Raw genomic sequence first — 23837 nt, forward strand, 5'->3', positions numbered from 1 at the left:
TGAACCCTTTTTCTTTGGGTTCCCAGAAAAGCGACCAAAACGCGACCAGCGTGGAGGTCGCGTGTCTTTAGCAGGGGAGCCACCTCATGGCAGGTTTGGAAGTCCGAAATGGCCGTTATAACCTCATCCTTCGGTTCGGCGGCAAACGCTTCGTGCGGTCGCTGAAAACCAGCGACGAAGACGAAGCGACGTCGAAAAGGCTCCGTGTCGAGGAGAACATCAAATTGGTCGAATCGGGCCGCTTGACGATTCCAGACAATTCGGACGTCGTCACGTTTCTGCTGTCCGACGGAAAGCTAGACAGAAAGCCCGTCGTAAAAGGATCGTTGACCATTCCGCAGCTGTTCAAAGAGTTTTGGGAGGCCCTGCCAGTCGACAGCCTCGAAGGTTCGACGATGGACATGATGAAAATCCATCAGCGTCACGTCGAAAGCGTCCTCGGTAGGCGGTTGATCGCTCAGGACCTCACTCACGACGATTTGCAGAAGTACGTCACGAAACGTGCTGCAGTAAAGACTTACAAAGGGACGACGATCAGCGGGGGCACGATCAAGAAGGAAATCGTTACGTTCAACTCGGTCTGGCGATGGGGCGTTAATACCGGCAAGTTGCACGGCGAATTTCCCAAAAGCAACCTCCGCTACCCAAAATCCAAAGAACTGCCCGTCTTTCAGACTTGGCAAGAAATCGAACGCCAAGTAGCGGCGGGAGCGTCAGCCGGGATCTGGGACGCCCTCTATCTGAGTCTGGACGAAATCACCCATTTGCTGGACCACGTTAAAGAAATCGCAAATCTGCCATTTCTCTATCCGATGTTCACATTCGCCGCATACACGGGCGCTCGCCGCTCGGAACTGCTACGGTCGCAACTGTCGGACATCAATCTGCAAGGCGGGGTCATCACTATTCGAGAGAAGAAGCGAGTAAAGGGCAAGACGAGTACTCGCCGCGTGCCGCTCGCCACGCCTCTCAAAGCGGTATTAACCAATTGGTTAAGCGAGCACCCTGGTTCTCCGTTTACATTCTGTCATCCCGACCCGATCCTGGGGTCACACCGCAAAACTCGAGACGATGAGAACCAACTAACCAGAGACCAGGCGTCTCACCACTTCAAGCAGGTATTGCAGAATAGCCCTTGGTCGGTGATCAAAGGCTGGCACTGTCTCCGTCACAGCTTCATTTCAAACTGTGCCAGCAAAGGGATTGACCAACGCATGATCGACGAATGGGTTGGGCACAGCACAGAAGCCATGCGTCGCCGCTACCGGCATTTATTCCCCGCAAGTCAAAGCCAAGCCATGAAATCCCTGTTCGCTTGAATCGACGTCATAGTTTGGCATCTTACGTGCCAATAGGCGTAGGGTATCGTGTAGCGTGGCGATTGTAGCGAAAAAGAGGAAACTGACATTGCCTGTCGACCGCATTCTGAGCAATCCGAATGAATTGCACTTACCGGCAAGAGGCAAGGCTCCGGTGTCGGCCACGAATGGCACGTAGATTATTCCTAAGCCCTTTTTGGGAAACGATATATACGAAAAGAGCCTCACTTGCTTAGATGGAGTTACCACACACCCATCACCGGCAAGGAGGCCATGAACGTGAGCAGTTTGAACAATGCACGGTTTCGGCGACAGATCAGTTTTTTAAGGCGACAATTCTTACAGGACGGAGAATCTGCGTTCGCGAATATTCTCGCTGACAGTTGCATCGCTGAAGCTTTGAGAGCGAATGACGTCCAGTGGAGGGATCGAATCTTCTCACCAATGGTGACGCTTTGGGTATTCTTGATTCAGGTTCTTAGCGCGGATCACTCTTGCCGCGCTGCGGTTGCTCGATTGGTTGCTCACCGCGTTTCACAGGGAAAGCCTTCGTGCTCTGCTGAAACTGGTGCCTATTGCCAAGCGAGAAAACGGATTCCGGAGAAGTTCTTCGCGGACGTTGTCAGGAAGACAGGACATGCAACGGTGGAGGCCGCTGACACCGCATGGCGATGGAAAGAACGCCGAGTCCTAATGTTCGATGGAACGACCGTGACCATGCCCGATACAGCAGAAAACCAAAGCGATTATCCACAGAACTCCGCGCAAAAGCCAGGCCTTGGGTTTCCCATCGCACGCATCGCCGCTCTGCTCTCGCTTTCCTGCGGAGCTGTTCTGGATCTGCGGATTTGCAAATATGCGGGCAAGGGTCAAAGTGAACTAGGGATGCTACGACAGTTGATGGGTGTCTTTAGCAAAGGTGATGTCTTACTCGCGGATCGACTCATGTGTTCTTGGCGAGAAATAGCCATGCTCAAAGCAAGGAGTGTTGACTCTGTGACTCGCCTTTCGGCAAAGCGAACTGCGGACTTCCGCTGCGGCAGACGCATTGGCAAGGATGACCACATCGTTAGATGGCCCAAACCTGTGCTCCGTGCAACCGATCCAGAGACAGATTGTTCGCTTCCGGATTTCTTGGAGATTCGTGAAACGCGTGTGCGTGTTGAGCAGGCGGGTTTCTGCACGGTTTGCATCATCATCGTGACAACGTTGCTAGATTCCGATGAAATCACCAAAGATGGAACAACGAACTGGATCTAAGATCCTTAAAAGAAACCATGCAGATGGATGAATTGCGATGCAAAACACCAGAACTGGTGCGTAAAGAGATCTGGACGCACGTTCTGGCGTACAACTTAATTCGAGCAGCGATCGCACAGGCCGCCGTCGCACACCGAATTGAACCGAGATCAATCAGTTTTAAAGGAGCCATTCAAGCAATCGAAGCATTTCGCCCTCTGATCGCATTTCAAGGTCACCAGACCGCAAAACAACTTTCGACGATTTACAGTCATATCCTTAACGCTCTCGTCGTGCATCGGGTCGCGGACCGGCCAGACAGATTCGAGCCGCGGAGAAGGAAACGGCGAAACGACAGATATGATCTGTTAACAAAGCCAAGAGACGCAATGAAACGCGAAATCCAGAAACAACTCATACGTAACTAAGTGCCATTCGTGTCGGCCACCGGAGCAAGTTGGCAAGGCATGAGAACGCGCGTCAGTGTGATTCAATGCAGAAGATCGCAATTACGTCGCGATGCTTCAGGCAAATGCCCCGTTTGCTTCCTCCCCTTTGTGCAGCAAAACCACATCAAAGGTTTGCCGGCCGGCCCGCGCATCTTTCCAATTCGTCCACCTATATTCAATATTTGGGGTCGCATGGATCGCAGTGTTTCGGGACTCCCCTCTGTCCAAGGCTTCGTTCTTGCTCCACCGTCGTGACACCTTGTCGCCATCCGCTCATGCTTAGCGGCATTTTCGCCAATCGCTTTCTCAGGCATTATCGCCTACGGTCGCTGCGACGTGACACTTAGGATTGCGTTGGAAGCGAATGGAGACTCATTTGCCGCGGCATCTTGGAACATTGACCGAAATATCGGAGGCGTGGAGACGTCTTTCCATTCGGCAATGGTGTTAGCGCCGACGGTGTTAACCCACCTTTGCTAAAGTGACGTTTGCGTTACTGTCAGTTTGGCCCTAGGCCAACCACCGATGACGAAAATCACGGCAATTGACAAATCATCTTGTTTGGCCTTTGATATGCAGACTCCCCATCCAGCCATCAGAAAACCAACGCTGATGCTCGCCGAAAACGGATTTTGATTGACCTAACGTGTCAACCAAACAATGGAAACTTCTGAAATGAATCTAAACGGCCAACCAGAACAACAAACCACGAAACCTTTGCGGGTATTGAGCCTAGATGGTGGCGGGATGCGTGGAATCTATTCAGCTGCGTACTTATCGCGATTGAACGATCGTTTTGCACAGGTACACAAAACATCCAAACTCATTGACTTGGGCAAGCGTTTTGACTTGATAGTGGGCACCAGTACCGGCGCGCTAATCGGTTGTGGTTTGGCGAAAGGCGTTCCCTTGAGTGAGATCGTTGCTCTGTACCGAAACAACGGAAGCAATATTTTTCGTCGGTCAATTCCTAAAACGATGTTCGGCGTTCCTCTGGACATTTTGAAACGCGGTAAAGCCCTAGCCGTGGGCGAAAAATCGCTGCGAGAGGCGTTGCAACTCTGCCTCGGCAATACGACTCTTGCGGAGATATATCGTGACCGAAATATTGCGATGGCGATTCCTGCGGTAGAAATGGGCCGCCACGGTTCTTGGGTCTTTAAGACAGCGCACCTAAATGGTTCAAATCATCGCGATGATGACTACTCGCTCGTTGATGTCTGCATGGCAACCAGTGCAGCCCCTCTCTACCGATCGCTAGCCCGCATTCCAGTACCAGACTCAGGTCAAACTCGTGCATACAACTATTTTGCTGATGGTGGCCTTTGGGCGAATAACCCGGTGCTTGTCGGACTAATCGACTCGCTTGGCATGGCATCCGAGGGACAAGAAATCCAAATCTATAGTTTGGGGACATGCTCAAGACCAACTGGCGAGAATCTGCGCCCGTCGGATGTGAATCGAGGCCTAGTTGGCTGGCGGTTCGGTGCTGATGCTGCCGCTTTGTCGATCGACGCACAGGAAATGGCGTACGACTACATGGCAAGGATGTTGACTAAGCACGTAAAGAATACGTGCACTATCGTCCGTTTTCCATTCGACGATGTGCCCGCCCACATGATGGACTATTTGGGACTCGATGACACGCGTGAAGAGTCAATGGATGAACTCGTTCGACAAGCGCACTCAGATGCGGATTTCACTAACAGTAAGTGTGCAAAGCCGGAGGACACAGACGGACGGCTGATCGCTTCACTATTTAAACCAGAAGAATAGATTACTTGCGAGGAAACTAAATGTTTGATTGTTCAAAAGACGTTATCGCGTACCACAAAGACGATGTCACGCTGCGTCAAAGTGACTGCGACAGCATGCGACAGCGCAGGAATTCTAACCAGGCTCGGTTGGCAAATGGACTAAAGAAGAACGACGACCCAGCTCCGTTGGAGCACGTCACACAGGGATCATACGAAATGAAAACGATGGTCCAACACCCGGATAACGACTACGACATTGATGACGGTGTCTACTTCGAAAAGGATGGCTTGGTCGGGAAGCAGGGCGGAGACAAATCCGCTCTCGATACACGGAAGATGATTCGTGACGCCGTTGATGACGGAAGCTTCAAGACACCACCAGAAGTCAAGACGAATTGCGTGCGAGTTCAGTACGACACCGGTTACCACGTTGACCTGCCAGCCTATCGGCGTGTAACTGAAACGGACATCTTCGGTAACGAGACTACCTACAACGAACTAGCAAGCTCATCCTGGATGCGATCGGATGCTCGAGATGTAACGAGCTGGTTTAATAGACTGAACCAAGAACTAAGCCCAGATACAACGAACGGTCGCCAAGTTCGCCGAGTTGTTCGTCTGATTAAGAAATACTCCAAGAGTCGCTCCAGTTGGGAGTCAAAAAACCTCAGCGGTTTCGGAATTACAAAACTGGTTACCGAGTGCTATCGAGCGAACGAAAATCGGGAAGATATGGCTCTCCATGACACGATGGAAGCGATTCGGGACCGGCTAAACGGCAACCTCGTTGTTGACCATCCTGTCACGCCGGACGCGACGATCACAACCGGTGACGAAGACCCTAAGGCAATTTTTTTGCGTGAGAAACTCTCTGAAGCGATCAAGAATTTGGAGCCGTTATTTGAGTTCGGCTGTACTCGGGAAAAGGCTTTGAAATGTTGGGACAAAGTATTCGCGACGAAATACTTCACTGATCGTGATGCAAACGCCAAGAAGAGCGAAAGTTCTGCAAAGTCAATGAATGCAGTGAGTCCATTCGGCGTGTTTTCGGAATCACGACGAGAGGAAATTGAGGAAAACCCTGTCCAAAAGCAGGGTGGTGGTAGGTTCGGCACGAGCCATGAATGCTAAGAACTCAATAGCGGAGCTTGCCCGTTGGATAGACGCTCTCCCCAATACGAGAAGACTTGCCGGCCATGAATTGCACAACTATCGCAAGCAATTTGTTGACGGTTGGCGCATTGACCTGAATCTCGCGGAGAACGTGTCCATCAATTTGTTGATTACTGCTCAGTTTCCGTTTGTCTCACCGAAGATTGCGCTGATTGATCGAACCAAGTTCTTGTCTTGGCCGCACGTCGAGAAGGACGGCTGCCTATGCGTCTTTCCTCCCAATACCAATGTTGACCCGTATCGCCCAGTCGAAGTTGCCAAATCTCTAGTAGCTGAAACCGAGGCCCTATTGCAGTGTCTTCTCGACGGCAATTTGGATGATGATTTCAATAGAGAATTTGATTCGTACTGGCTGCTATCGTCAGACGACTTACGCCATCAGTTTTTTTCGATACTTCCGGACGGATGCGATTCGCAGAAAGTCGCCGTTTGGAGTTCAAGTAAATTTCGCATAATTGGTGCCGACGAAAAGTCTGTACTTTGCTGGCTAAAGAACCGTCTTCAGAAAGACTACGACAGAACTGACACCGGCTTTTTGGTCAAATTGTCGAAACCGCTCTCGCCAGAGGAATACCCAGACTGCACGGAGGCTCTACTGGCATTGATCTCGGAAGATGCACCCAACTTTTTGGAATCGATATCGGATCACATCGCAAAGTCTTTTCAACCATTGACGATCATCTTGGCAATCAGCGCCACAAACGGGACCAACTATGGTGTCGTGGAGCTGTGCCGCTTATTAAGAGCCAACGAGAAGGTCAGCAAGTGTGGCCGATCGAACCGCGTTAGCGTTAATGGTTTTCGCGATGGAAAGGCTCCGCTGAGCGTTCAACTTAGTCAGCAAACAAAATACACCAAAGTTGTTCGGTCACCACTAGAACGAGCGGATGCGGAGTGGGCACTTGGCGGTCGCGGCCACGATCCGCGGTTTGCGGTGCTACAGAAGCAGCGAGTCGCGATCGTCGGCCTTGGATCCTTTGGTTCCTTTCTTACCGACAACCTAATCCAGGCCGGGCTTGGGCAAGTTGCGATGTTTGATGGAGACCTAATGCGATGGGAGAACACGGGCCGACACCTTCTCGGTGGCGACACAGTAGGACAGAACAAGACGGACGCACTAAAGCGGCGGTTTGAAACCAACTATCCGACAATTGTTAGTTGTGAGTCTAACCCGGTCGATTGGCAGCAAAGGATTGAGACTGCTGAGTCACTAGATGGGTTCGATTTAGTGATTTCGACCACCGGCTCATGGAAAGCTGAGTGTATGCTCAATGACCTTCATGAATGCTCCGGGAAGCGAACACCGATTGTATATGCCTGGCTCGAGCCGTTCGCCGCAGCTGGACATGCTGTCGCAATAATGGAGCGAAGTGGATGTCTTCAATGTGGATTTACTGGTGCAGGTCAGTTTTCTCGGCGCGTATTCGATTGGCCAGCTGCACCGACGACCATGGTTTCGCAAGCGGGGTGCGGGAACGAGTTTCAACCTTACGGCATAACCGACTCGCTTCACTCAATCGCAATGGCAGTTGATCTATCGGTTGAATGTCTTCTCGGTCAGCTAACCGCATCGACACATCGTGTTTGGATCAACAAGGATCGAAAAATCGATCCGATTCAGCGAGGTTGGTCTGTTGCATGGCAAACAGTCCCCAACTTTGATACGCGTGAAGAAGTAGTCTCCGAGTTTCCGTGGTCCGCTCGCCCGGATTGTCAGCGATGCAGTTAGACCAACCAATCAGATATGCAATTGCAAATAGCGACCAATGTATTGTTGTGGAGACTCAAGTCTTGGAAGTATTTGACGACTATCGACAGGACCGCTGCTGGAAGCGCGAAGCAGGTGGGCAGCTATTTGCCAAGCTTACCAATGATGAAATTGTGCTCAAAATTGCGACTTCACCTACGCGGAAGGACATTCGCCGCCGCTTTCAATTCATTCCATTTCTGAAAAACCAACAGGAAGAAATCAACTCGCAATTTGAGTCAGGCCTGTTTTTCGTTGGTGACTGGCATACACATCCGCAAACGGTGCCGGAAATGTCACCAGAAGACCGAGAAAGCATGGCAGACTGTTTCGTGAAATCGAGTCACGGCTTGGACGCTTTTCTCATGGTAATCGTCGGTACGAGACCATTTCCCGAAGGCCTGTCAGTCTCAATTCATCGTGAAAGAGATTTTGCAAAGGCAACTTTAGTGAGCTAAACCTTTCAATTTGATAGGTGATCCTGCTAGTAACTCGGCGGTCTTCGCGTATGAGCGACGGCGATGATTCGTTCGTTGCGAACCATGTAGGGCATGAGGTGCTTTTCCTCAGAGATTCTGAATTTTATCACCGCAGACAGAAGGGCCACGAAGCCCTGCCCTAACTTTCCGCAACTCGTCAACCTGCACCGGTGGCCGACGCCGGACGCTCTGATTTCGTCGATCGGAAGATAATCCGGCGTCGGCCACCGGAGCAAGTCGCGTTTGATGGCTGAACACCTCCGTCAATTCGAACAATTACCGGGGATGTCCGATTTGTTGTTGAAACTCTTGATGGTCTCTCGGGTAAAACGTAGGTGGTTGTGTCTGAGCTTGCAAGAAGATTCCCCCATCCCAGCTTCGCCGTAGGCGAAGCTGGGATGGGGGAAAGACGTTAGGCAGGCGGTACCTCCGGTCGCCCCAGGGCCGCGACAAGCAAGGGAAGTGATGTGTGACCGGTGATCCGGCGAAACCCTTTCTCGGCCTCCAGCAACGCATACGAAAGCCACCGACTTGCTTGATCGGTTTCGGCGCGAAAACGCGTCACACGCCCCAGTCTGCGACGCGTGTTTAAGAATGAGTTCTCAATCGCGTTAGTGCTCAAAAGTGAACGGTGAAGCGTGTTGGGGACGTTCAAGCGATGCAAAGCCAGCAGGTCATCACCGGCTTCGTGCAGACTCCGATACGCCTCGGCGTTTATCGGTTCCAAGAACGTTTTGAGCTCGCCGAAGATTTCCTCGGCAGCTTCGATTCCCTGAACGCGGCGAAGGCGAGTGAATAGACGCGATAGTTCGCCCCAATGACGCTTGGAAAGTTTTCCTTTGATATTACGTTCTTTGTGAACCAAACAACGCTGGATGACAGCGTCAGAAAAGAACTCAACCACCGCACCGCGAAGAGCATCGCTGCCATCGAGAACCACGTACAAGCGGTGGTCGCATGTGAAGCCGCGATTGACGATTCGGGTCATCAGTTCACGCGAAACTTCCAGGTTTTCACTACTGCCCAACGCAAAGTCCAAGACGTGTTTACGGCCTCCGCTGTCGATCCCCAGTGCCACTACGGCAGTCTGATCTTTGCTCAAATGGATGCCGTCAAGCATCAACGCACACCAGGTGATCGAGCTCAGGTCCTTCCCTCGCATCTGCTCAATCAACTTGTTGCCAGCGTCCTTCCAAAGTCGCGAAACGTTGGATTTTTTGACACCGGGAGAATTCGGCTTTAGCTCTTCGATACCGCGAGAAGTGACCCCCGAAACGATCGCTTGTACGATCTGTGCCTGTAACTGTTGGGGATCTTTGGCGACACGGTAGGTGCTTAGTTCAACTTCATGACTGGAGCCGTTACTGAACTTCTGACGCACTCGCGGCCGGACAACTTCTTCGCGTTCGCCCTCGTACAGCACACGCCCTGAGCTTGAGCCGGCACGATAGACATCGCTGGACGTGGGATCGTGCTTGGGACCGCACAGCTCCGTTACTTCTGCGGCCATGACTTCACTGATCATTTCCCGCACGTGACCTCTCAGGAAATTGCGAAAGATCTGTCCGGTTTCAGAAGCTGAAACTTGCCCCAGTGATTCTAAAAGACTAACTTCATTCATGATGGTCTCCCCGTCGGTTGCTGCCGACGAAAATTGGAAAGTTGTGGAGAGCAGAGTCTGCTCTCCGGGAGACCATCTTTCAACTTTCAACAATTATTTGGACGCTTCCTAAAAGTCCATGCCGGGCGATTAAACGGCTGTCCAGAGTATTCGGAGTCCTTGATGACCCTGTTCAGCCGATGGCTCTAAGGCAATAATAAAACATCGCTGGAATTGATTTGCCGTCAATCCATCGTAGGATCCATGCTCTCTTGCCCCGGATCATGGCTCTGTTTTTTGGCGTGAGGTTTTCTTCAGCGTCGCTCAAGCGGCAGAAGCCCCTCCGATTTGATGCGTTCGAGTTCGGCATTGGAAATCATCCATTCTTTTGCACTGCCGCGCCCGCAGACTCGTTTTTCAGCTTTGACTCGTCCTAGCCGGCACCATTCGCGAACGCTGTAAGCGGCTCGATCTAAAATCTCTCCAACAGTCTTGGTGTCGTACCACTCTTGGATAGCTTTGGCTTCAACCAATCGATTTAGCTGAAGCTCTATCCGTTCAAGCTGAGTAAGAATCGTTTCCATCATCGTTTACGCCTTTCACTTCGGGTCACGGTGAATGAATCGTCCAATCTGTCCGACGCCTAATTGACGCTTGAATGCCCCTAAAGGGGAAATCGAATCGAGTTGTTCTTCTTCCCTCTTGGCAGAAACGTCTTGAACCTCGACCCCGCAATTCTGGGTCAATACCTTGCTCCTGAACGATGCGAACTTCGATAAGTTATCCACAGGCTGCAGTGTGTTATATAAGTGTTAAATAAAGTGTTACGCTGTGGATAGCCAGCGATAACCTTCTGAAATTTGCACCTTTTTCAAGGTAGCCTGTGGGTAAAATGTCGTTCGATTGTGTGTGGAATGTCGAAAAGGCGTGTGTGAAATGACGAAGACAGTTCGGGTCTGCGCGAGGATTCAAACGCTTTTCACTTGTGGGTGAAATGTCGTTTTAGCTTGACAGTGTGGGCGAAATGTCGTTTGTCATTAGGGGTATGAATGAAACCACGACAACACGCTCGCCGCTGCTTCCCGACCGGCATCCCACACACGACTTCTTCGTTTGCGACATTTTCAACGCGGCTCCTAAAAGTGACATGGCGTCGATGGAGCATCCAATCTTCAGCCTTTCCACCAAGCCTGATCGCAGTATTCGTCGATACGATCACGGTGACTTATTCGTTGAGATCCGACCGTCCGCTGACGGGCTCGCGACAGTTCACGATCGCGATATTCTCATCTACTGCATTAGCCAAGTTATGGCGGCAAAGAATGCCGGACGGTCCGCGTCGCAGATCATTAGGTTTCGCGGCCACGAATTACTGCGAGCTACAAACCGAATGACTAATGGGCGGGGCTATGATGGGCTCAAGGCGGCTTTGGAGCGCCTCGCCGGCACCAGGATCACGACCAACGTTGTCACGGGCGGCAAAGAGATCATCCGTGGATTCGGGCTGATCGATCAATACGAAATTGTCCGGGAAACTCGGGGCGGTCGCATGCAGGAGGTCGAGGTTAAACTCTCAGACTGGGTTTTTAACGCCGTAGAGCATCATGAGGTGCTGACGCTGAGCCGAGACTACTTCCGGTTAAGGAAGCCTATTGAGCGGCGAATTTACGAGCTCGGTCGCAAGCATTGCAATCGCAAGGCAGAATGGAAGATTTCCCTCGCCCTACTTCAAAAAAAATGCGGAGCCGTTTCGTCATCTAGGGAGTTCCGACGACTGGTCAACAACATTGTCCAGGAAGATCGAACCTATTCTCACATGCCCGACTATGCCGTGGATCTGAATGATGATGACATGGTCATCTTCACCAGTCGTGGGACGATTGCAAGCTTAACTACTTCGAGCGATGTCGACCTGAGCCATGTTCGCATCAGTGGTGACGGATACGATCAAGCGCGACTTGCGGCTCCGGGCTGGGATATTCATCGTGTCGAACAGGAATGGCGGGAATGGATGACAGAGTCTCCAACCAATTCGGACGCCGCATTCATCGGCTTCTGTCGCAAGTGGTTCGAGAAACGTGGACGTCCCGCATAAACTTCGTTTATGCAATCAGACCCGATTCGCCAGCTTTTGGCTTTCCGCGTGCAGCCAATTTTCTATCGCCACTTCGATGATGTCCTGGATGCTGTTTGGCTCAACGCCGTCTAGCTGTCGCTCCAACGATGCCCGTTTCAAAGCCGAAGCAAGTTCAGGACGACAACGAGTAGTGAGCGGAACGCGGCCCTTGTATTGTGGCAAAACACTTTTTTCCTTCTCGGCAACCGGCGTTTCGGTTGACTGCTCGGCTGCTACTGTTGAAGCATCTGTGCTCTTTGAAGGTTTTCCCCCGAACACAAATTGTTTTTCTAATTCGTCGATGGCGGGAGTGTCATTGAGGCCAGTCACCAGTGAACGTCGCTCTTTGGTCATGCGGAAACCCTCGCTTTCGACTTCTTCGTCGCCTTTTTTCGAACCGCGTCGGGAAGAATCTCGCAGAACAACCGGTGAACTTCTTGAGAGGCGTCTTTCGTCTTAGACCCCATCTGCCAAACCACTGCACCCTGCCCCGGAGCGTCTGCATAAATCTGCCGTAGAACGAGCGGGGTATCAGCCATCGGGAGATTAAGTGCGGCCGCCGCTTCAATCATGTCACGGGTCAGTCGATAGTTCTTCCTCACCATGCTAAGCACGATGACAGCCCTTGGTAGGCCGCCGCGAATGTCTTGGGCCTGCCGTAGCACTTCGGTAGCTTTGGAAAGGGCTCGTATTTCAAGCAGTGAAGCCTTGCATGGAACAATCGCCAAATCGGCTCTCAGCAGAAGTGCCCTACTCGTTTCGGTCTGGCTTCCGGGGCCATCCGCGACAAGAAAGTCAACGTCTTGAGCCAAAGCAGGCAACTCATTAAGAATGTCGTTCGGCTTGTCCAGTACAACGGTTTTCACATCCGGGCACGCTTCGCGAACCCACTGGCTGGAACTATGCTGAGTGTCACAATCGGCAAGCAGGACGCTGTGCCCTTGTTCATGCAGCCAGGCTGCCAGATGAACTGCGGTTGTTGATTTCCCGACTCCGCCTTTGGTGTTTGCTACTGCGATGATTGTCATGCAGCAGCCATACCAGCAATCTTTCCAAATGGCAAGCAGAAATGTTTGCCGGGCATCATGCAAACTGGTTAGCCAGATCGCATGAAAGTTAGTTGGAAAACAGGCATGTAAGCATGCTTCCATGTTAGCCAGCAATCATGAAAGCCAGCCTAGGTGGCCTGCCTTATTTCAAATTTGAAGAGCGGCATGCTCCTTCAAGGAATCGCCTGCCATATTTTATTTTTGCTTTAGTGTACGCTCGTGCATATCAGTTATGTAACTGACTTTCCCCGGGAAACTTTCCTTTGGGATTTGAGTTAGCGAATTGGGCCCGTGAGGGAAGCGGTGTGAAACGCATTTAGATCCTCGTAACCAACATAGATTTCCGAGCGATCGACTACCGATGTATCTGGTAGCCTGGCACCTAACATTGCTGTCAAGTCATTGGTCGCTTGCCTGCCAGTCGCGTCGTGATCGAGCCATAGCGTCACTTGGTTTGGGCTGAGCTTCACTATCTGCTCAACGGTGGCCTCTTTCAATGAAGCCGAATTCATCACGACCGCAGTATCATTACTGGACAGTAGGTGGCGGCTGATCGCGGTCAAGTAGTCGGTAAATCCTTCGAACACGGCAACGGATTCAGAACCTGGATTTCGCGTACTGATCGCCTTGCTGCCGAGTGAACCTTTGAAGCGACTGGTACGAAGTTCGTAGCAATCGCGATCGTTAGCGAAGCCAATCGCGAAGTATTCCTTGCCGTCACGGGTGTAGCGAATTTCGCGAAGTTGTTTTCGACTTGCCGGGTCATCCAGCCCGCGAGACTTCAGATACCGAATCAGCGAGTGTGACCGAAGTGGTTCAACGCTTGTAATTTCGGGGATTGAGGCCTGACGGGTCGCTATCACCTTTTTTACTGCCGCCCGCTGAGGCATTGGTTCACCAATCAGGCGGCGAAGCTCCACCAGGGCTTCTTTGACGGTATGAAGTTTGTTTAGTTCCTGAATCAAATCCAGCACGTCCCCATGTTTGCCAGTGGCAAAGTCATACCATTGATTGCGGTCGTTGATTTTGAACGAGGGCTCAGCTTCGTTACGGAGCGGGCTGCAATACCACAGTTCGTTTCCACGCCGATAGGTGGGAGCATGCCCGAGTCGCTCAAGCACATCGCTTAGCGGCAGTTGTTTCGCTTGATTGATATTCATGCAGTACTCCTTTGTTTAACGGTATGCCATGCCGTGAGTTGCCAAGCAACATAAATGGGGCGACCAGGACGGCCGCCCCACAGATGTCAGTGCTCAGACGGCAAATACAATGTCCAGTACGTTCCGTCGAAGCCTGCCCAAACGTCGATGCAATCGAACGGAAAGTCAGTGAAGTCAATCGCCTGCGCGATGAATGGCTTCAGTCCCTTGTCGGCTACGGCGTACAGACTGGCTGTCTGTTCGTCGGTGACTTCAAGTCTCCAAAATTGGAGGGACTGCAACCGGTCGTCCCGTTTCATTGCGTTTCGCATTTCCGGGCCAACGAAATACGAAGCAATAGCGTCGATTAGCCAGTAGGCCTGGGCGTTCTCTGCAAGGTACTTGATGCCCGGCGTATAGATCACCGATCGGTTCAGCGTCCGGTAGCGAAGGTCGTCGCCAGTAAATTGCTGAAGATCTGCTTTTGAGAAGGAGCTCGTAATTGTCATGCGGCACCTCCATCAGCTTGCTCGTGTATTGCGGGCTGGCAGACGATACGCCCGTCCAGAGGAAGGCAATCAAGCTGGATAATGAAGCCGCCACTCTTCGTATCCCAAGCGGCGCCAATGCGGTTCCAGTACGATTTGCCATCGCCGATGTCTCTGACCTGATAGGCAAAGAGCGATGGTCTCTTTGCAGAAGATGAAGTTGTTGATGTATCTGACATAAAAGTCCTTTCTTTGTTTTTCCGGCCACAAAACCCTTGCGGCCGATGGTGAGCAAAGAATGCCACGTTCGTCGGATCGGCCCGACAGGGACGAGTCGCAGTCCAGGGTTAAAGTGGGGGGACCATTTTTGGGGGAGCCGCTTTAATCCTGGACTGCGCCGGCGGTGGTATTAGCGACACCAGCCACCGGCCGTATGGTTTTGGACCTGGAGAGCAGAATGAGGGCTCAAGATTGAAAGCCAACGTGTTTCATCGCGACAAAAAATTAGCGATCGATTCCAGTAGAATCGTCCGTCGAGCTTCGGAAGGATGAGGAGGGGGATGCACTGGCTTCAGCGGCAAGAATGGCCTGGGCTGTATCCAAGTGCCCGTGCAATTCCGCAGCCCGGCGTATCCTTGGCAGTAATGTTGCCTTGGCGTGGGAGCCGATTCGACTTTTATCGATCAAAAGCGTTACGGCTTCCGTCTTGCCTGCTGCCGCCGCTTCGTGCAATGGTGTGTAACCAGTGTTGTTCTTGGCAAAAGCATCCGCGTCTGCAGCGGGATCAAGCAGTGACCGAATCATCGGAACATGACCTTTCTTGGCCGCAAAGTGCAATGCTGTGTCGCCCGCCGGCGTTGCCAGATCGACAGACGCACCGGCTCGAATCAATTCATGAGCCAGATACTGGAACCCGCCGTTTGCAGCGTAATGGAGCGGCGATTTTCCCGCAGTATTGACTGCATCAGGATCCGCACCACTTTCAAGCAGAAGAGTGGTGAAGCCGATATCGCCTGTTCGTGCGGCCCGATGTAAAAGAGTGTCGCCGTTCTGGCCGATTATTTGGTGTATGTCAGCACCGCGTTTGATCAGTTCGCGTCCGGTGTTGAACCGCCCATATTTCTGTGCGACTTCCAGAACCGTCAGTCCCGAGAGGCTACGTGCGTCGACAGTAGCCCCCTTCGAGATTGCCTCGTCGATGCCGCTATTACGTCCCTCTTGGATGGATTGAATCAGTTCATACTCTGGTAACATGCCGCCTCATGGAGCGGCGATAGAGCAAATTGAGGAACGCCGCAAGAAAAAAACGCAGGATGAATCAAATATTCATCGCTGAGACCACCTAATTCACATGCAGTATTGAGCGAGTGCAGCCTCTGAGTCATCGACGCGTTGAAGCGACATTTCGTTGACATTGCTAACTCTTAATGCGGCGGTAGCGAATAGCACAACGCCGCAAGATTCCACGAATTCACAATTATCTCGAGGTGCTTAAGGGCGTCTCCTTATGGGCGATGGAATTCCCCACGATCACCAGCGCCTAACCACTCCCCAAGAACCTTCTTTTGATTAATACGAGACTCTCAAGGCGAATTCGGTCCCAAACATCAGTCTGCGGTAGTCAATTGAGTTGCCAGCCACGGCAACGGGGGGTACGATGCAGGGCATCGCTAAAACACTCAATATTCAGTCGATCTGGGGTCCCAAACGTGCCTATTCAGTCGTTTCCTAGACTTGTAGACCAACTTAGTGGAATTGGCATTATCACAGAGCTTCAAAATCTGATCGATGATGCGAGGGCAGAATTCGGAGATGTCGTTCCGAGCGAGTTCCGCGAAGCCATTGCGTGGTTTCTTCGAGACTGCATTGAGAACCATGACCCACGTCATCTGAAGCGATTATTCGCCATTCGACTGCCGATCGAAACGCAATTTGCTTTCAGGCTTGGGCACGCTGCTCGAAGTGATAGCAGGTCATTCGAGGTTAAAAAGGCAAAATCCAATCTTCTGGAAATTATTACGAAGATGGAACGCTCGGAAGCAGGTAATTGGACTGAGTTCTTTGAGCTTGACCTGGCGTTTCATGGGGAGATCGCTAGAGGCGCCGAAGCGCAGGACGCAGCTCTGTTGATTCAAGAACTGCGGTCTGCGTATGGCATCGAAGACGTCTACCGATTTGACAGCAAAGATATCGAGTACGTGATCGATTCGCACCGAAAGATCTACAACGCCATTTTTGACCCAGGGGGGTCGGATGAAAGCATTCGGGAAGTATTGGCAAATCATATTTTGGAAGCAAAAACGTTAGAAAAGTGGGAGACAGAGCAGGAAAATCGTGCTAGCAAAGCTGAGCAAGGCGAAAGATTCGCTGACAGTAATGCCGAAGATAGGGAAAGGCCTAGCTTCAGGGAGGAAGATTCTATGGACCAGAATGATGTGGAACGATTGCTCATTGACTACCGGGATCGAGCAGTGGAAATTGTTGGTAGTGATCCCAACGAGTTCATTGACCAAGTGCGTACCGAACTGCAGCATCGAATCGAGGGAAACCCTGCGGGTTTTGAACCGATTCAGTGCGATGCTGTAGTCGAGGAAATGCTCATGAGAAAAAAATACGGTGCCGACCGATTCGTTCTGTATCGGTGGCAAGAACGTGTAGGCGTGCGGGGAGAGCCGCGGGTTATCGCAAAGACTCTCGGGACTGCTTCCAATTGGGCGGATATCGTACAGCTAGAACTTGAGAATGATGGCGGTAGCAACATTCTTAACCCAAGCTCTCAAGATCGATTTGTCTCTCTACGTTGAATACCCAATTGCCGCCAGGTTCCAATCCTACAAAAATCTTTGAGATCGAGAGTGGGAGCAGAGAGAACCGAAATAGTACGTCACTGCGAACCGGAGTGTCACAGACGCTGTTTTGGCATCGTATTTACATTCCGATTTTCGTTCGTGTCGTCAGAAAGGATAAGGCGGTTGGCGAGTGGAAAAAGATTCAGATGTTGCTCGACACCGGGTCTGACCACTCAACGTTGCCGCCCCCTAACTCGCTTCATTATCCATTTCTTCGTGATTGGAAAAAACACGCCCAGGGCAGTCAGAGGGTTCACACCGACTGCGGTGACTATTCGACTCAGATCGTTGATGTCCTGTACAAGATTGACGGTTTCAACGACGTCATGTTTTGTGGTTGTTTTGGATTCCGTAACGATCTTTTTCGCGCGAAAGAACGTGGCCTCGTCCATGGGCTGCAAGATATGCTTAAGAAACTTCGAAGCACGAGAAATGTTTCAAAGACTGACGAAGCCGCCAACCAGACAATGGAGACATGGTCGTCTAACCCGCTAAATTACTGTGGCCTCCTAAGCCTACAAAACGTTTTAGTGCACTTTGACGTTCGTGCCTATTATGACAAGCACTCTCCGAGTGGGTACATGCTCTCGCTTGAGTATCGCGGCGGCGGGAAACCCGATTCCCCGTAATGCAGAGATTTCCCAGCCGAGCATTGGAGCCACCTACGAACCACCAATCCGATCGAATCCTTGTTCGCGACTCTCGCAAGCCAAAACCGGAAAAACTTCCTTTCCGCTGTCTGACAGGCCCTCGATGCCGCGATCCGGCGATAATCGGCTGCAGCGTCGTTAAGTTTGATCTAGACTAAAAAACGCAGGATCGGATAATCCAACCCTGCGTTTGGGAGTTTTGGCTGGGTGCGATCAACAATCAGCCAAGGTTCTTACGATTTAGACCGCGAGCGGCCGGCTTTTGAGCTAGTCGCTCGTTTTTTTGTGCCCCACGGTGTTTTTCCAAAAAGTCACTTGAAAGCTGCCACTCCTGCCCCAGTCGCTCCAGTGGACAGCGAATGTCGCAATAGCGAACAGGCCAAGAACCGCAAGCAGCCCAAGTGCCGGAAAAAACAACCACGGGTCAGAAAGAACAAACATAAGAAGTTCATTCATGGCCGCGTCTCCTTGTTTTTAGGGAAATGAAACGCGAGAAAACCGATTTCCCTCGCTCAATAACATGTATTAGGGCTTTGAGTCTTCTATCCAAGTAAATTAAGCAAATTAAGCAAATTTTTTGGTTATTACTCGGGCCGGGAGTTACAGGATCTGCTGGATATGCGTCAATGCTATGGATTCCCTTTACTTTTCCAAGGATCGAAAAAATTCAGCGACCGGGTTCTTCGCACCGCACATTGCCCGGCCAAGACAAGGGTATAAAAGCTAGACAATAAGGCAATTACCCCCCCCGCTGTCCCCATGCTCGACAGTCGAAACCAGGTTTTTGCTGGAAAAAACAGGTGTAAAGCACCTTCCGAATATCCAGAAAACAATCAAAAAACATTCTGAGAACTCTGAAAAAAATTTCGGCCCAGCCGGACATTTTTTGTTGACGGAGCGTCGTATTGAGTATTTATGGTTCAAATTATGGATGAAGATCAGAGAATAGATGACGAACTCCGTTCGCAAATTGCCGAAGAACACGGTTCGCAAATTGCCGAAGAACTCACGCCGATGGATCGGTCCGAGACGGCATTAGAAATGCTGCGGACGCTTGAACACGAATTTCGCGGAGAGCTACTCAGCCGACGGCAAATAGGTTTGTTTTCGGATTCGTGCGGGCTTCTCCGAAGAATCGTTCGCGGATTCTCCGGAAACACGCGGCTTCGCGAGAACATCCTAGGATTTATGGACGGATTTGAAGAAACGGCGTTAAACGACAAACAACTTGCGGCTTTAACGGATATCTTGGACGACGGAGCAAGTTTAGGCTTTACCCTCAACGACGGATTCAATGAAACAAGATCAATCGATGAAAAAGGTACCTCCTGGACCGAACGATCTACCGAACGTGAATCAGGAAAACAGCCAAAATCCGGACTTTAAGGATCGAATCGCCGACAGGACACTATTGAAGCCTGAATTCCATCCCATTTGCACTCGGGGTCAGGTCAACAAAAGAAGGAGCGAACGGAACAACGAGGCTAGATACGCAAAATTCAAAATAGAGTTGCCCGCTCTTGAAACTGCAAATTTTTACAACTTGATTGGGTTAAAAACGGGACGGGGCATGTCCTACGACAATTTTGTCGAAACGGTCACGTTTCTTGCCTTCTTGTTCCCAGATCAGTTTCGAAACAAAACATTTTCCGACGTAGCATCGCATCCAGATGCTTTCGAAGAATCTGAAGCTTGGAAACTGATTTGCAACAAATTGATTTCAAATCACGTTTCAGAGAAACGATATTTCAAAGCCTTCAAGAGAGCTAGAGAGGCGTCAGCGGCTACAGATGACGAAAACCGGAAACCCTGTGTTAAACCGATTGGCGTTTCAACGAATTCTTTGGCGACCAGAGATAACACACAAGTCGAACAGTCCGGCTTCTCGGATTCCGACTCAGCCATCGTTGCAAAACCACCCTGGCCTGCAAATGCCCCATTCGCGGAAGTTATCTTGAAAGCCAGTACGGCTAAGCGGGGCGACGCCACGCACTCCTCCCAGCCAGATGGAGTATCGACATCTGGCCAAACCGATCAGATGTCGAAAGATGAAACTGACGGCGATGCAGAAGATCGGCCGGGCGAACAGTCAGTGGTCGAGACTCCCTCCAAAGACTCTCGCGTAGGCTCTGGTCACAACAATCTCAATCCCGGTGACGATACGAGAGCTGAACAATTAGGGAACGATGAAACAAATGAAAGGATTCCCGAATTCCCGACTGACGATTCGTCACGTCATCAAGCAAAGATTGAGAGGGCAACCGTTGATACCGACGATGCCCCATCGCCAGCCAGTAAGCTCGCTCCAAGTACCGATGCCGGCGAGCCGCTGGCCTCGGAAGAAAAGCGAAGTAGACAATATGTGGCACCAAAGGAGAATCACGACTACCGCCGAGTGCTGGTGGTCGCAATTGGAATCATCGCATTTCTGATTACACTGTCGATTATCGATCGGCAACCTCCCTCAGCTCCGACCGACCACCTGACACCATCATCTGAAGAAAAGTACGCCGAAACGGTTGAAGGTACTGGAGACTTGTTGGTCACGGGCAAACTAACAGGCCAAGTGGTGGATGCAAAAACAGCTCAGCCCATTGTCGATGCTACAGTAACGGTTTACGAAGTTAACGGTCTGAGGCTACCTGACCTCGAAATTGTCACCGATGATCGCGGCGAGTATAAACTGGCTATTCCTGGTCGCTACGCCTCATTGCAGATAGATGTGCAAGCCGCGAAGCCTGACTATCGACAGCGTAGTAAACGCATCATTTCACTTGACAGTTATGACGGATCTCCTGTCGAAATAGTGTTACATCCGGATGAGACGAATGAATAAGTCACGAATCGCGATATTGGTACTCGGCTTTGCTTTTTTGGGATCAAACATCGCGGTGGCCCAGAATCGCTTAAGTGGTAAGCTTGTTAGAGTGCTATCTGACACTAATGCTAAACCGACTTACACCGAGCTTGTTGAGCTAACCTTGAGCCAAGGCATGTCATCTGAAATTGGAGAACTCGTCGACAATGGCAGGTTCTCTTTTTCCCTGTCCGATGCCAAGCCTGGCGACATTGTGACGTTTGATTTGGTAAGTGACGATGTCGCCATACTTTACCCGCGATACGGCGAATTCACCATTCCTGTTGAACAGGAACGGCGAGAGAACATTAAGATTGAACTGGTCGAAATTGGCTCGGATCTTCTTGTTAGAGAGAAAAATATCGAAACAGAGTTGCGGTGGCTCTGGCAACGACTTGAAAAATTGGAAGACGACAATCAACGACAAGAAGAGGCGAATAAATTAGTAGCCAGACTGATCAAATTAACCGATCGCCCCGAAATCGTGATCCGCTTTAAGTTCGAACTATGGGTAGTTCTGAACAAAGACAATAAACGACTTGCAGACTTGGTGGAGTTGGCTCTTGAATATTTTGTCCCTCAAGACTCAAAGGCCGTAGCGTCTGGTCCATTCCCAGAGGGCTCTAAGTGGCACGGCACCATTACCTACACGCCTCTCAATTTATTTTTGAATGTAAAACCGAGGACGGCTCTGCCCCAGGAATCGGAAGATATTCTCATTGCCGTAACCAGTTCATCCGAGACGTCGTTTTCTGGAATCCTTAACAGCAAGTCGTTTAAAGACGTGAAAATCTCTGGGAAGATTCAGAAACATCGACGATCCCGGACGGATTATAGCATCGTCATCATGCTCTACACGTTTCCGGTCAAGAAGTTTGAGGGTCCCCTGGATTCCGCCGCAGTCGGCGGCGAGCAAGAAATGCCGCGTCTTGGTTTCCCTACTAACACCGACAGCATCGGGTTTGAACGAACGCCGTAGGACGCCCACTAGAAGCTTCCGTCGGACGCTTCTATGGGTGGATAACCAAATCAGTGCCTATATTCGAACCCTTTCGATTTCGTCTAAGCTGACCTCGTCACTCGTCCGGTCGTATAGCTTTGTTGTCCTAGCAGACTCATGAGCTGCGATTTGCATTGCGTGTTCAAGCGAACCGCCATTTTGCAGATAGTTGGTGATGCCGGTGGCACGCCAACTGTGACAACAGGTTGACACGGGCAGGCCAGCTTTTACCGCCCGACGTTTCACCATCCGCAACGCATCGGTACGGTGCATTCGGTTGTTACTTAGCTTCTTATCGCGTGCGATCGTGCGAAACAGTGGGCTTTTTCGTTGGCCACTAAGTCCAGCCGCAAGGATATAGGCGTCGACATACTCTTCGACCAAGTGATGGGCTGGCACCTCGTGGTATTTCCCGCCCTTTTCGTGCAGCCTAAGCCACATTCGTCGCCCCTGCTGATAGAAGTCGTCTACGTTCATGCCAAGCGTTGCACTGACCCTGGCAAAACTGAACACCATCACGCCAATCAACGCCCGGTCTCGAAGACCGCCAATCGTTGACAGGTCGATCCCATCCAGCAGTAGCCTTGCTTCTCCAGCAGATAAAACCGGCGTCTTGCCTTTCTTCGCCACATGCTTGGGACCGCGAACAGAAGCAGCCGGATTAAATGGCACGATCTGGCCTATCACTAGATAGTCATAGAGCATCCGAATTGCCGCCAAATGAAGTTTGACAGTTGGGGCGCTCAGCTGCAACGTGAGTGATTCAATGTAAGTTGCGATCACAATCGGTTCGATCTTCTCAAACTGAACTCCATGACGTTCGCACCAACTAAAGAATCTCTTGACTGCATGCAAATATGCTTCGCGGGTTCCTTTATTTCGTATTTGTGCCGTGAAAAATTCGATGAAGCGCCGTTTCGTATTATCGCCGGCACGGTCGATGAGCAATGGCACTTGCAGGGAAATGCGGGTTACGAAGTTATTTGGGGCTTGGATCGTGAACTGGTTGGCCATATTTGAGTCCCATTTTTTTGTTCTCTTTCACGATGCCACAAACTGAACGCTTCAAAAAGGACATTTTGATACATGCTTGGAAATTTCGTGCAGGGTGTTGCACCGGTGCCACAGCAGAAATTGCTTGCGCTAAGCTTATGTTAGTGGCACACTGGGCAATGACTGGCAATTCAATCAAGGAGGAGAAATGACCGGACACATGCCAACAGTAGCTGAAGCGTGGAGATGCAAGCTCGATACGTCAGGGCGGATTGTTCTACCGCAAGCGATTCGCATGGCGAAGGGATTGGCTAATGGCGACGAGCTGATAGCCAGCTTTGAGGAAGGTACGATCGTACTTCGCACCTACGAAGAGGCGATGCAACGTTTGCAAGATGCGTTTTGCACCGGAATCGACGGTGACGTTAGTTTAGTTAGCGAATTGCTCGCCGAACGCCGCCAGGAAGCAGAGTATGAAGAGGGTCGTTGACGCTTCGGCGGTCCTTGCTGTTTGCAAACAGGAAGAAGGGGCCGTTGAAGCGAGACGAAAAATGCGGGGTGGTCTTATCTCCGCCGTCAATCTCTCCGAAGTGTATTACAAGGCTGCAAGTTTCGACAAGCAAGCGATTGCCAACGCAATCGTGCAAACAGCCGAATTGCAAGTAATTTCATTCGATCAACAGCAAGCGTCCATCGCTGCGGACCTTGCCGCCAGAACTAAAGGGGCAGGCGTCTCATTTGCCGATCGAGCCTGCCTCGCTCTCGGACTATCAGAAAATCTTTCAATCTTGACTGGAGATCATCTGTGGATCGAACTTAGGCTCGAAATTCAACTCGACTTTTTCCGTGAAAAGCCAAGTTGAACTCTGTGTCCAGCACTGGAGAGGACGACAACGAATAGATTCGGGGCGACAACCACTTCCATACTGTTGC

At 51.0% G+C, this 23837-nt stretch carries 24 protein-coding genes; 14 read left to right on the plus strand and 10 right to left on the minus strand.

Going from position 1 to position 23837, the window contains the following annotated elements:
• Positions 1-86: 86 nt before the first annotated feature.
• From FF011L_RS00625 to FF011L_RS00650, 6 genes are all read left to right on the plus strand, one after another.
• Complete coding sequence (locus FF011L_RS00625) at positions 87-1319, plus strand: tyrosine-type recombinase/integrase (protein ID WP_145349474.1); 1233 nt, start codon at positions 87-89, stop codon at positions 1317-1319.
• 279 nt (positions 1320-1598) lie between these two features.
• Positions 1599-2579 carry an IS4 family transposase gene (locus FF011L_RS00630; RefSeq protein ID WP_218932914.1) on the plus strand — a complete coding sequence of 327 codons (981 nt, stop codon included), beginning with the start codon at positions 1599-1601 and terminating at the stop codon, positions 2577-2579.
• 1103 nt (positions 2580-3682) lie between these two features.
• Positions 3683-4783, plus strand: coding sequence for a patatin-like phospholipase family protein (locus FF011L_RS00635; protein ID WP_145354837.1), 1101 nt, complete (start codon positions 3683-3685; stop codon positions 4781-4783).
• Positions 4784-4803: 20 nt separating this feature from the next.
• Positions 4804-5895, plus strand: a complete 1092-nt coding sequence (locus tag FF011L_RS00640) for a cyclic GMP-AMP synthase DncV-like nucleotidyltransferase (RefSeq protein WP_218932916.1) — start codon at positions 4804-4806, stop codon at positions 5893-5895.
• The gene (locus tag FF011L_RS00645; RefSeq protein WP_145349476.1) at positions 5885-7666 is read left to right on the plus strand and encodes a ThiF family adenylyltransferase; all 1782 of its coding nucleotides are present in this window, start codon (positions 5885-5887) and stop codon (positions 7664-7666) included. Before FF011L_RS00640 ends, FF011L_RS00645 begins: the two co-directional genes overlap by 11 nt.
• Complete coding sequence (locus tag FF011L_RS00650) at positions 7657-8142, plus strand: Mov34/MPN/PAD-1 family protein (protein ID WP_145349477.1); 486 nt, start codon at positions 7657-7659, stop codon at positions 8140-8142. The genes FF011L_RS00645 and FF011L_RS00650 overlap by 10 nt, the downstream gene beginning before the upstream one ends.
• A 433-nt stretch (positions 8143-8575) precedes the next feature.
• Here FF011L_RS00650 and FF011L_RS00655 read toward each other — a convergent pair whose 3' ends face one another.
• Together FF011L_RS00655 and FF011L_RS00660 are read right to left on the minus strand one after the other, a co-directional pair.
• Positions 8576-9877, minus strand: coding sequence for an IS256 family transposase (locus tag FF011L_RS00655; RefSeq protein WP_145349478.1), 1302 nt, complete (start codon positions 9875-9877; stop codon positions 8576-8578).
• A 200-nt stretch (positions 9878-10077) separates the two neighbouring features.
• A complete protein-coding gene (locus FF011L_RS00660) occupies positions 10078-10350 on the minus strand; it encodes a hypothetical protein (protein WP_246109650.1) in 273 nt (90 codons plus the stop codon).
• A gap of 458 nt (positions 10351-10808) precedes the next feature.
• Between FF011L_RS00660 and FF011L_RS00665 the strand changes: the two genes are divergently transcribed.
• On the plus strand, positions 10809-11858 hold the full coding sequence (locus FF011L_RS00665) for a replication initiator protein A (protein ID WP_145349479.1): 1050 nt from the start codon (positions 10809-10811) through the stop codon (positions 11856-11858).
• Positions 11859-11873: 15 nt separating this feature from the next.
• Here FF011L_RS00665 and FF011L_RS00670 read toward each other — a convergent pair whose 3' ends face one another.
• The 6 genes from FF011L_RS00670 to FF011L_RS00695 form a co-directional block, all read right to left on the minus strand.
• Positions 11874-12233: a hypothetical protein gene (locus FF011L_RS00670; RefSeq protein ID WP_145349480.1), complete on the minus strand. Its 360-nt coding sequence runs from the start codon at positions 12231-12233 to the stop codon at positions 11874-11876.
• Complete coding sequence (locus FF011L_RS26660; protein ID WP_145349481.1) at positions 12230-12907, minus strand: ParA family protein; 678 nt, start codon at positions 12905-12907, stop codon at positions 12230-12232. Before FF011L_RS26660 ends, FF011L_RS00670 begins: the two co-directional genes overlap by 4 nt.
• Positions 12908-13203: 296 nt before the next feature.
• Positions 13204-14088 carry a toprim domain-containing protein gene (locus FF011L_RS00680; protein ID WP_145349482.1) on the minus strand — a complete coding sequence of 295 codons (885 nt, stop codon included), beginning with the start codon at positions 14086-14088 and terminating at the stop codon, positions 13204-13206.
• Between the two features lie 86 nt (positions 14089-14174).
• Complete coding sequence (locus FF011L_RS00685; protein ID WP_145349483.1) at positions 14175-14576, minus strand: DUF6876 family protein; 402 nt, start codon at positions 14574-14576, stop codon at positions 14175-14177.
• The gene (locus FF011L_RS00690; RefSeq protein WP_145349484.1) at positions 14573-14794 is read right to left on the minus strand and encodes a hypothetical protein; all 222 of its coding nucleotides are present in this window, start codon (positions 14792-14794) and stop codon (positions 14573-14575) included. Before FF011L_RS00690 ends, FF011L_RS00685 begins: the two co-directional genes overlap by 4 nt.
• A gap of 265 nt (positions 14795-15059) precedes the next feature.
• Positions 15060-15809, minus strand: coding sequence for an ankyrin repeat domain-containing protein (locus tag FF011L_RS00695; RefSeq protein ID WP_145349485.1), 750 nt, complete (start codon positions 15807-15809; stop codon positions 15060-15062).
• Positions 15810-16264: 455 nt separating this feature from the next.
• On the opposite strand from FF011L_RS00695, the gene FF011L_RS00700 reads away from it, so the two are divergent.
• Both FF011L_RS00700 and FF011L_RS00705 read left to right on the plus strand, forming a co-directional pair.
• The gene (locus FF011L_RS00700) at positions 16265-17359 is read left to right on the plus strand and encodes an FCD domain-containing protein (RefSeq protein WP_145349486.1); all 1095 of its coding nucleotides are present in this window, start codon (positions 16265-16267) and stop codon (positions 17357-17359) included.
• A 191-nt stretch (positions 17360-17550) separates the two neighbouring features.
• Positions 17551-18033 carry a hypothetical protein gene (locus tag FF011L_RS00705; protein ID WP_145349487.1) on the plus strand — a complete coding sequence of 161 codons (483 nt, stop codon included), beginning with the start codon at positions 17551-17553 and terminating at the stop codon, positions 18031-18033.
• Between the two features lie 288 nt (positions 18034-18321).
• Here FF011L_RS00705 and FF011L_RS00710 read toward each other — a convergent pair whose 3' ends face one another.
• Positions 18322-18510 (minus strand): hypothetical protein, encoded by a 189-nt coding sequence (locus FF011L_RS00710; RefSeq protein WP_145349488.1) that lies wholly within the window; start codon positions 18508-18510, stop codon positions 18322-18324.
• A 471-nt stretch (positions 18511-18981) separates the two neighbouring features.
• On the opposite strand from FF011L_RS00710, the gene FF011L_RS00715 reads away from it, so the two are divergent.
• Genes FF011L_RS00715 through FF011L_RS00725 form a run of 3 tightly spaced genes read left to right on the plus strand, consistent with a single transcriptional unit; the run spans position 18982 to position 21890 of the window.
• Positions 18982-19440, plus strand: a complete 459-nt coding sequence (locus FF011L_RS00715; protein WP_145349489.1) for a hypothetical protein — start codon at positions 18982-18984, stop codon at positions 19438-19440.
• Positions 19349-20890: a peptidase associated/transthyretin-like domain-containing protein gene (locus tag FF011L_RS00720; RefSeq protein WP_145349490.1), complete on the plus strand. Its 1542-nt coding sequence runs from the start codon at positions 19349-19351 to the stop codon at positions 20888-20890. The genes FF011L_RS00715 and FF011L_RS00720 overlap by 92 nt, the downstream gene beginning before the upstream one ends.
• Positions 20883-21890 (plus strand): hypothetical protein, encoded by a 1008-nt coding sequence (locus tag FF011L_RS00725; RefSeq protein WP_145349491.1) that lies wholly within the window; start codon positions 20883-20885, stop codon positions 21888-21890. The genes FF011L_RS00720 and FF011L_RS00725 overlap by 8 nt, the downstream gene beginning before the upstream one ends.
• A 57-nt stretch (positions 21891-21947) precedes the next feature.
• Here the strand turns inward: FF011L_RS00725 and FF011L_RS00730 are convergent, their stop codons facing one another.
• On the minus strand, positions 21948-22925 hold the full coding sequence (locus FF011L_RS00730; RefSeq protein WP_145349492.1) for a tyrosine-type recombinase/integrase: 978 nt from the start codon (positions 22923-22925) through the stop codon (positions 21948-21950).
• Between the two features lie 187 nt (positions 22926-23112).
• Between FF011L_RS00730 and FF011L_RS00735 the strand changes: the two genes are divergently transcribed.
• Both FF011L_RS00735 and FF011L_RS00740 read left to right on the plus strand, forming a co-directional pair.
• Positions 23113-23394 carry an AbrB/MazE/SpoVT family DNA-binding domain-containing protein gene (locus FF011L_RS00735; protein WP_145349493.1) on the plus strand — a complete coding sequence of 94 codons (282 nt, stop codon included), beginning with the start codon at positions 23113-23115 and terminating at the stop codon, positions 23392-23394.
• On the plus strand, positions 23378-23767 hold the full coding sequence (locus FF011L_RS00740) for a type II toxin-antitoxin system VapC family toxin (RefSeq protein ID WP_145349494.1): 390 nt from the start codon (positions 23378-23380) through the stop codon (positions 23765-23767). The genes FF011L_RS00735 and FF011L_RS00740 overlap by 17 nt, the downstream gene beginning before the upstream one ends.
• The last annotated feature ends 70 nt before the right edge of the window (positions 23768-23837 follow it).

Origin of the sequence: Roseimaritima multifibrata (assembly GCF_007741495.1) — a bacterium.
GTDB classification, from domain to species: domain Bacteria; phylum Planctomycetota; class Planctomycetia; order Pirellulales; family Pirellulaceae; genus Roseimaritima; species Roseimaritima multifibrata.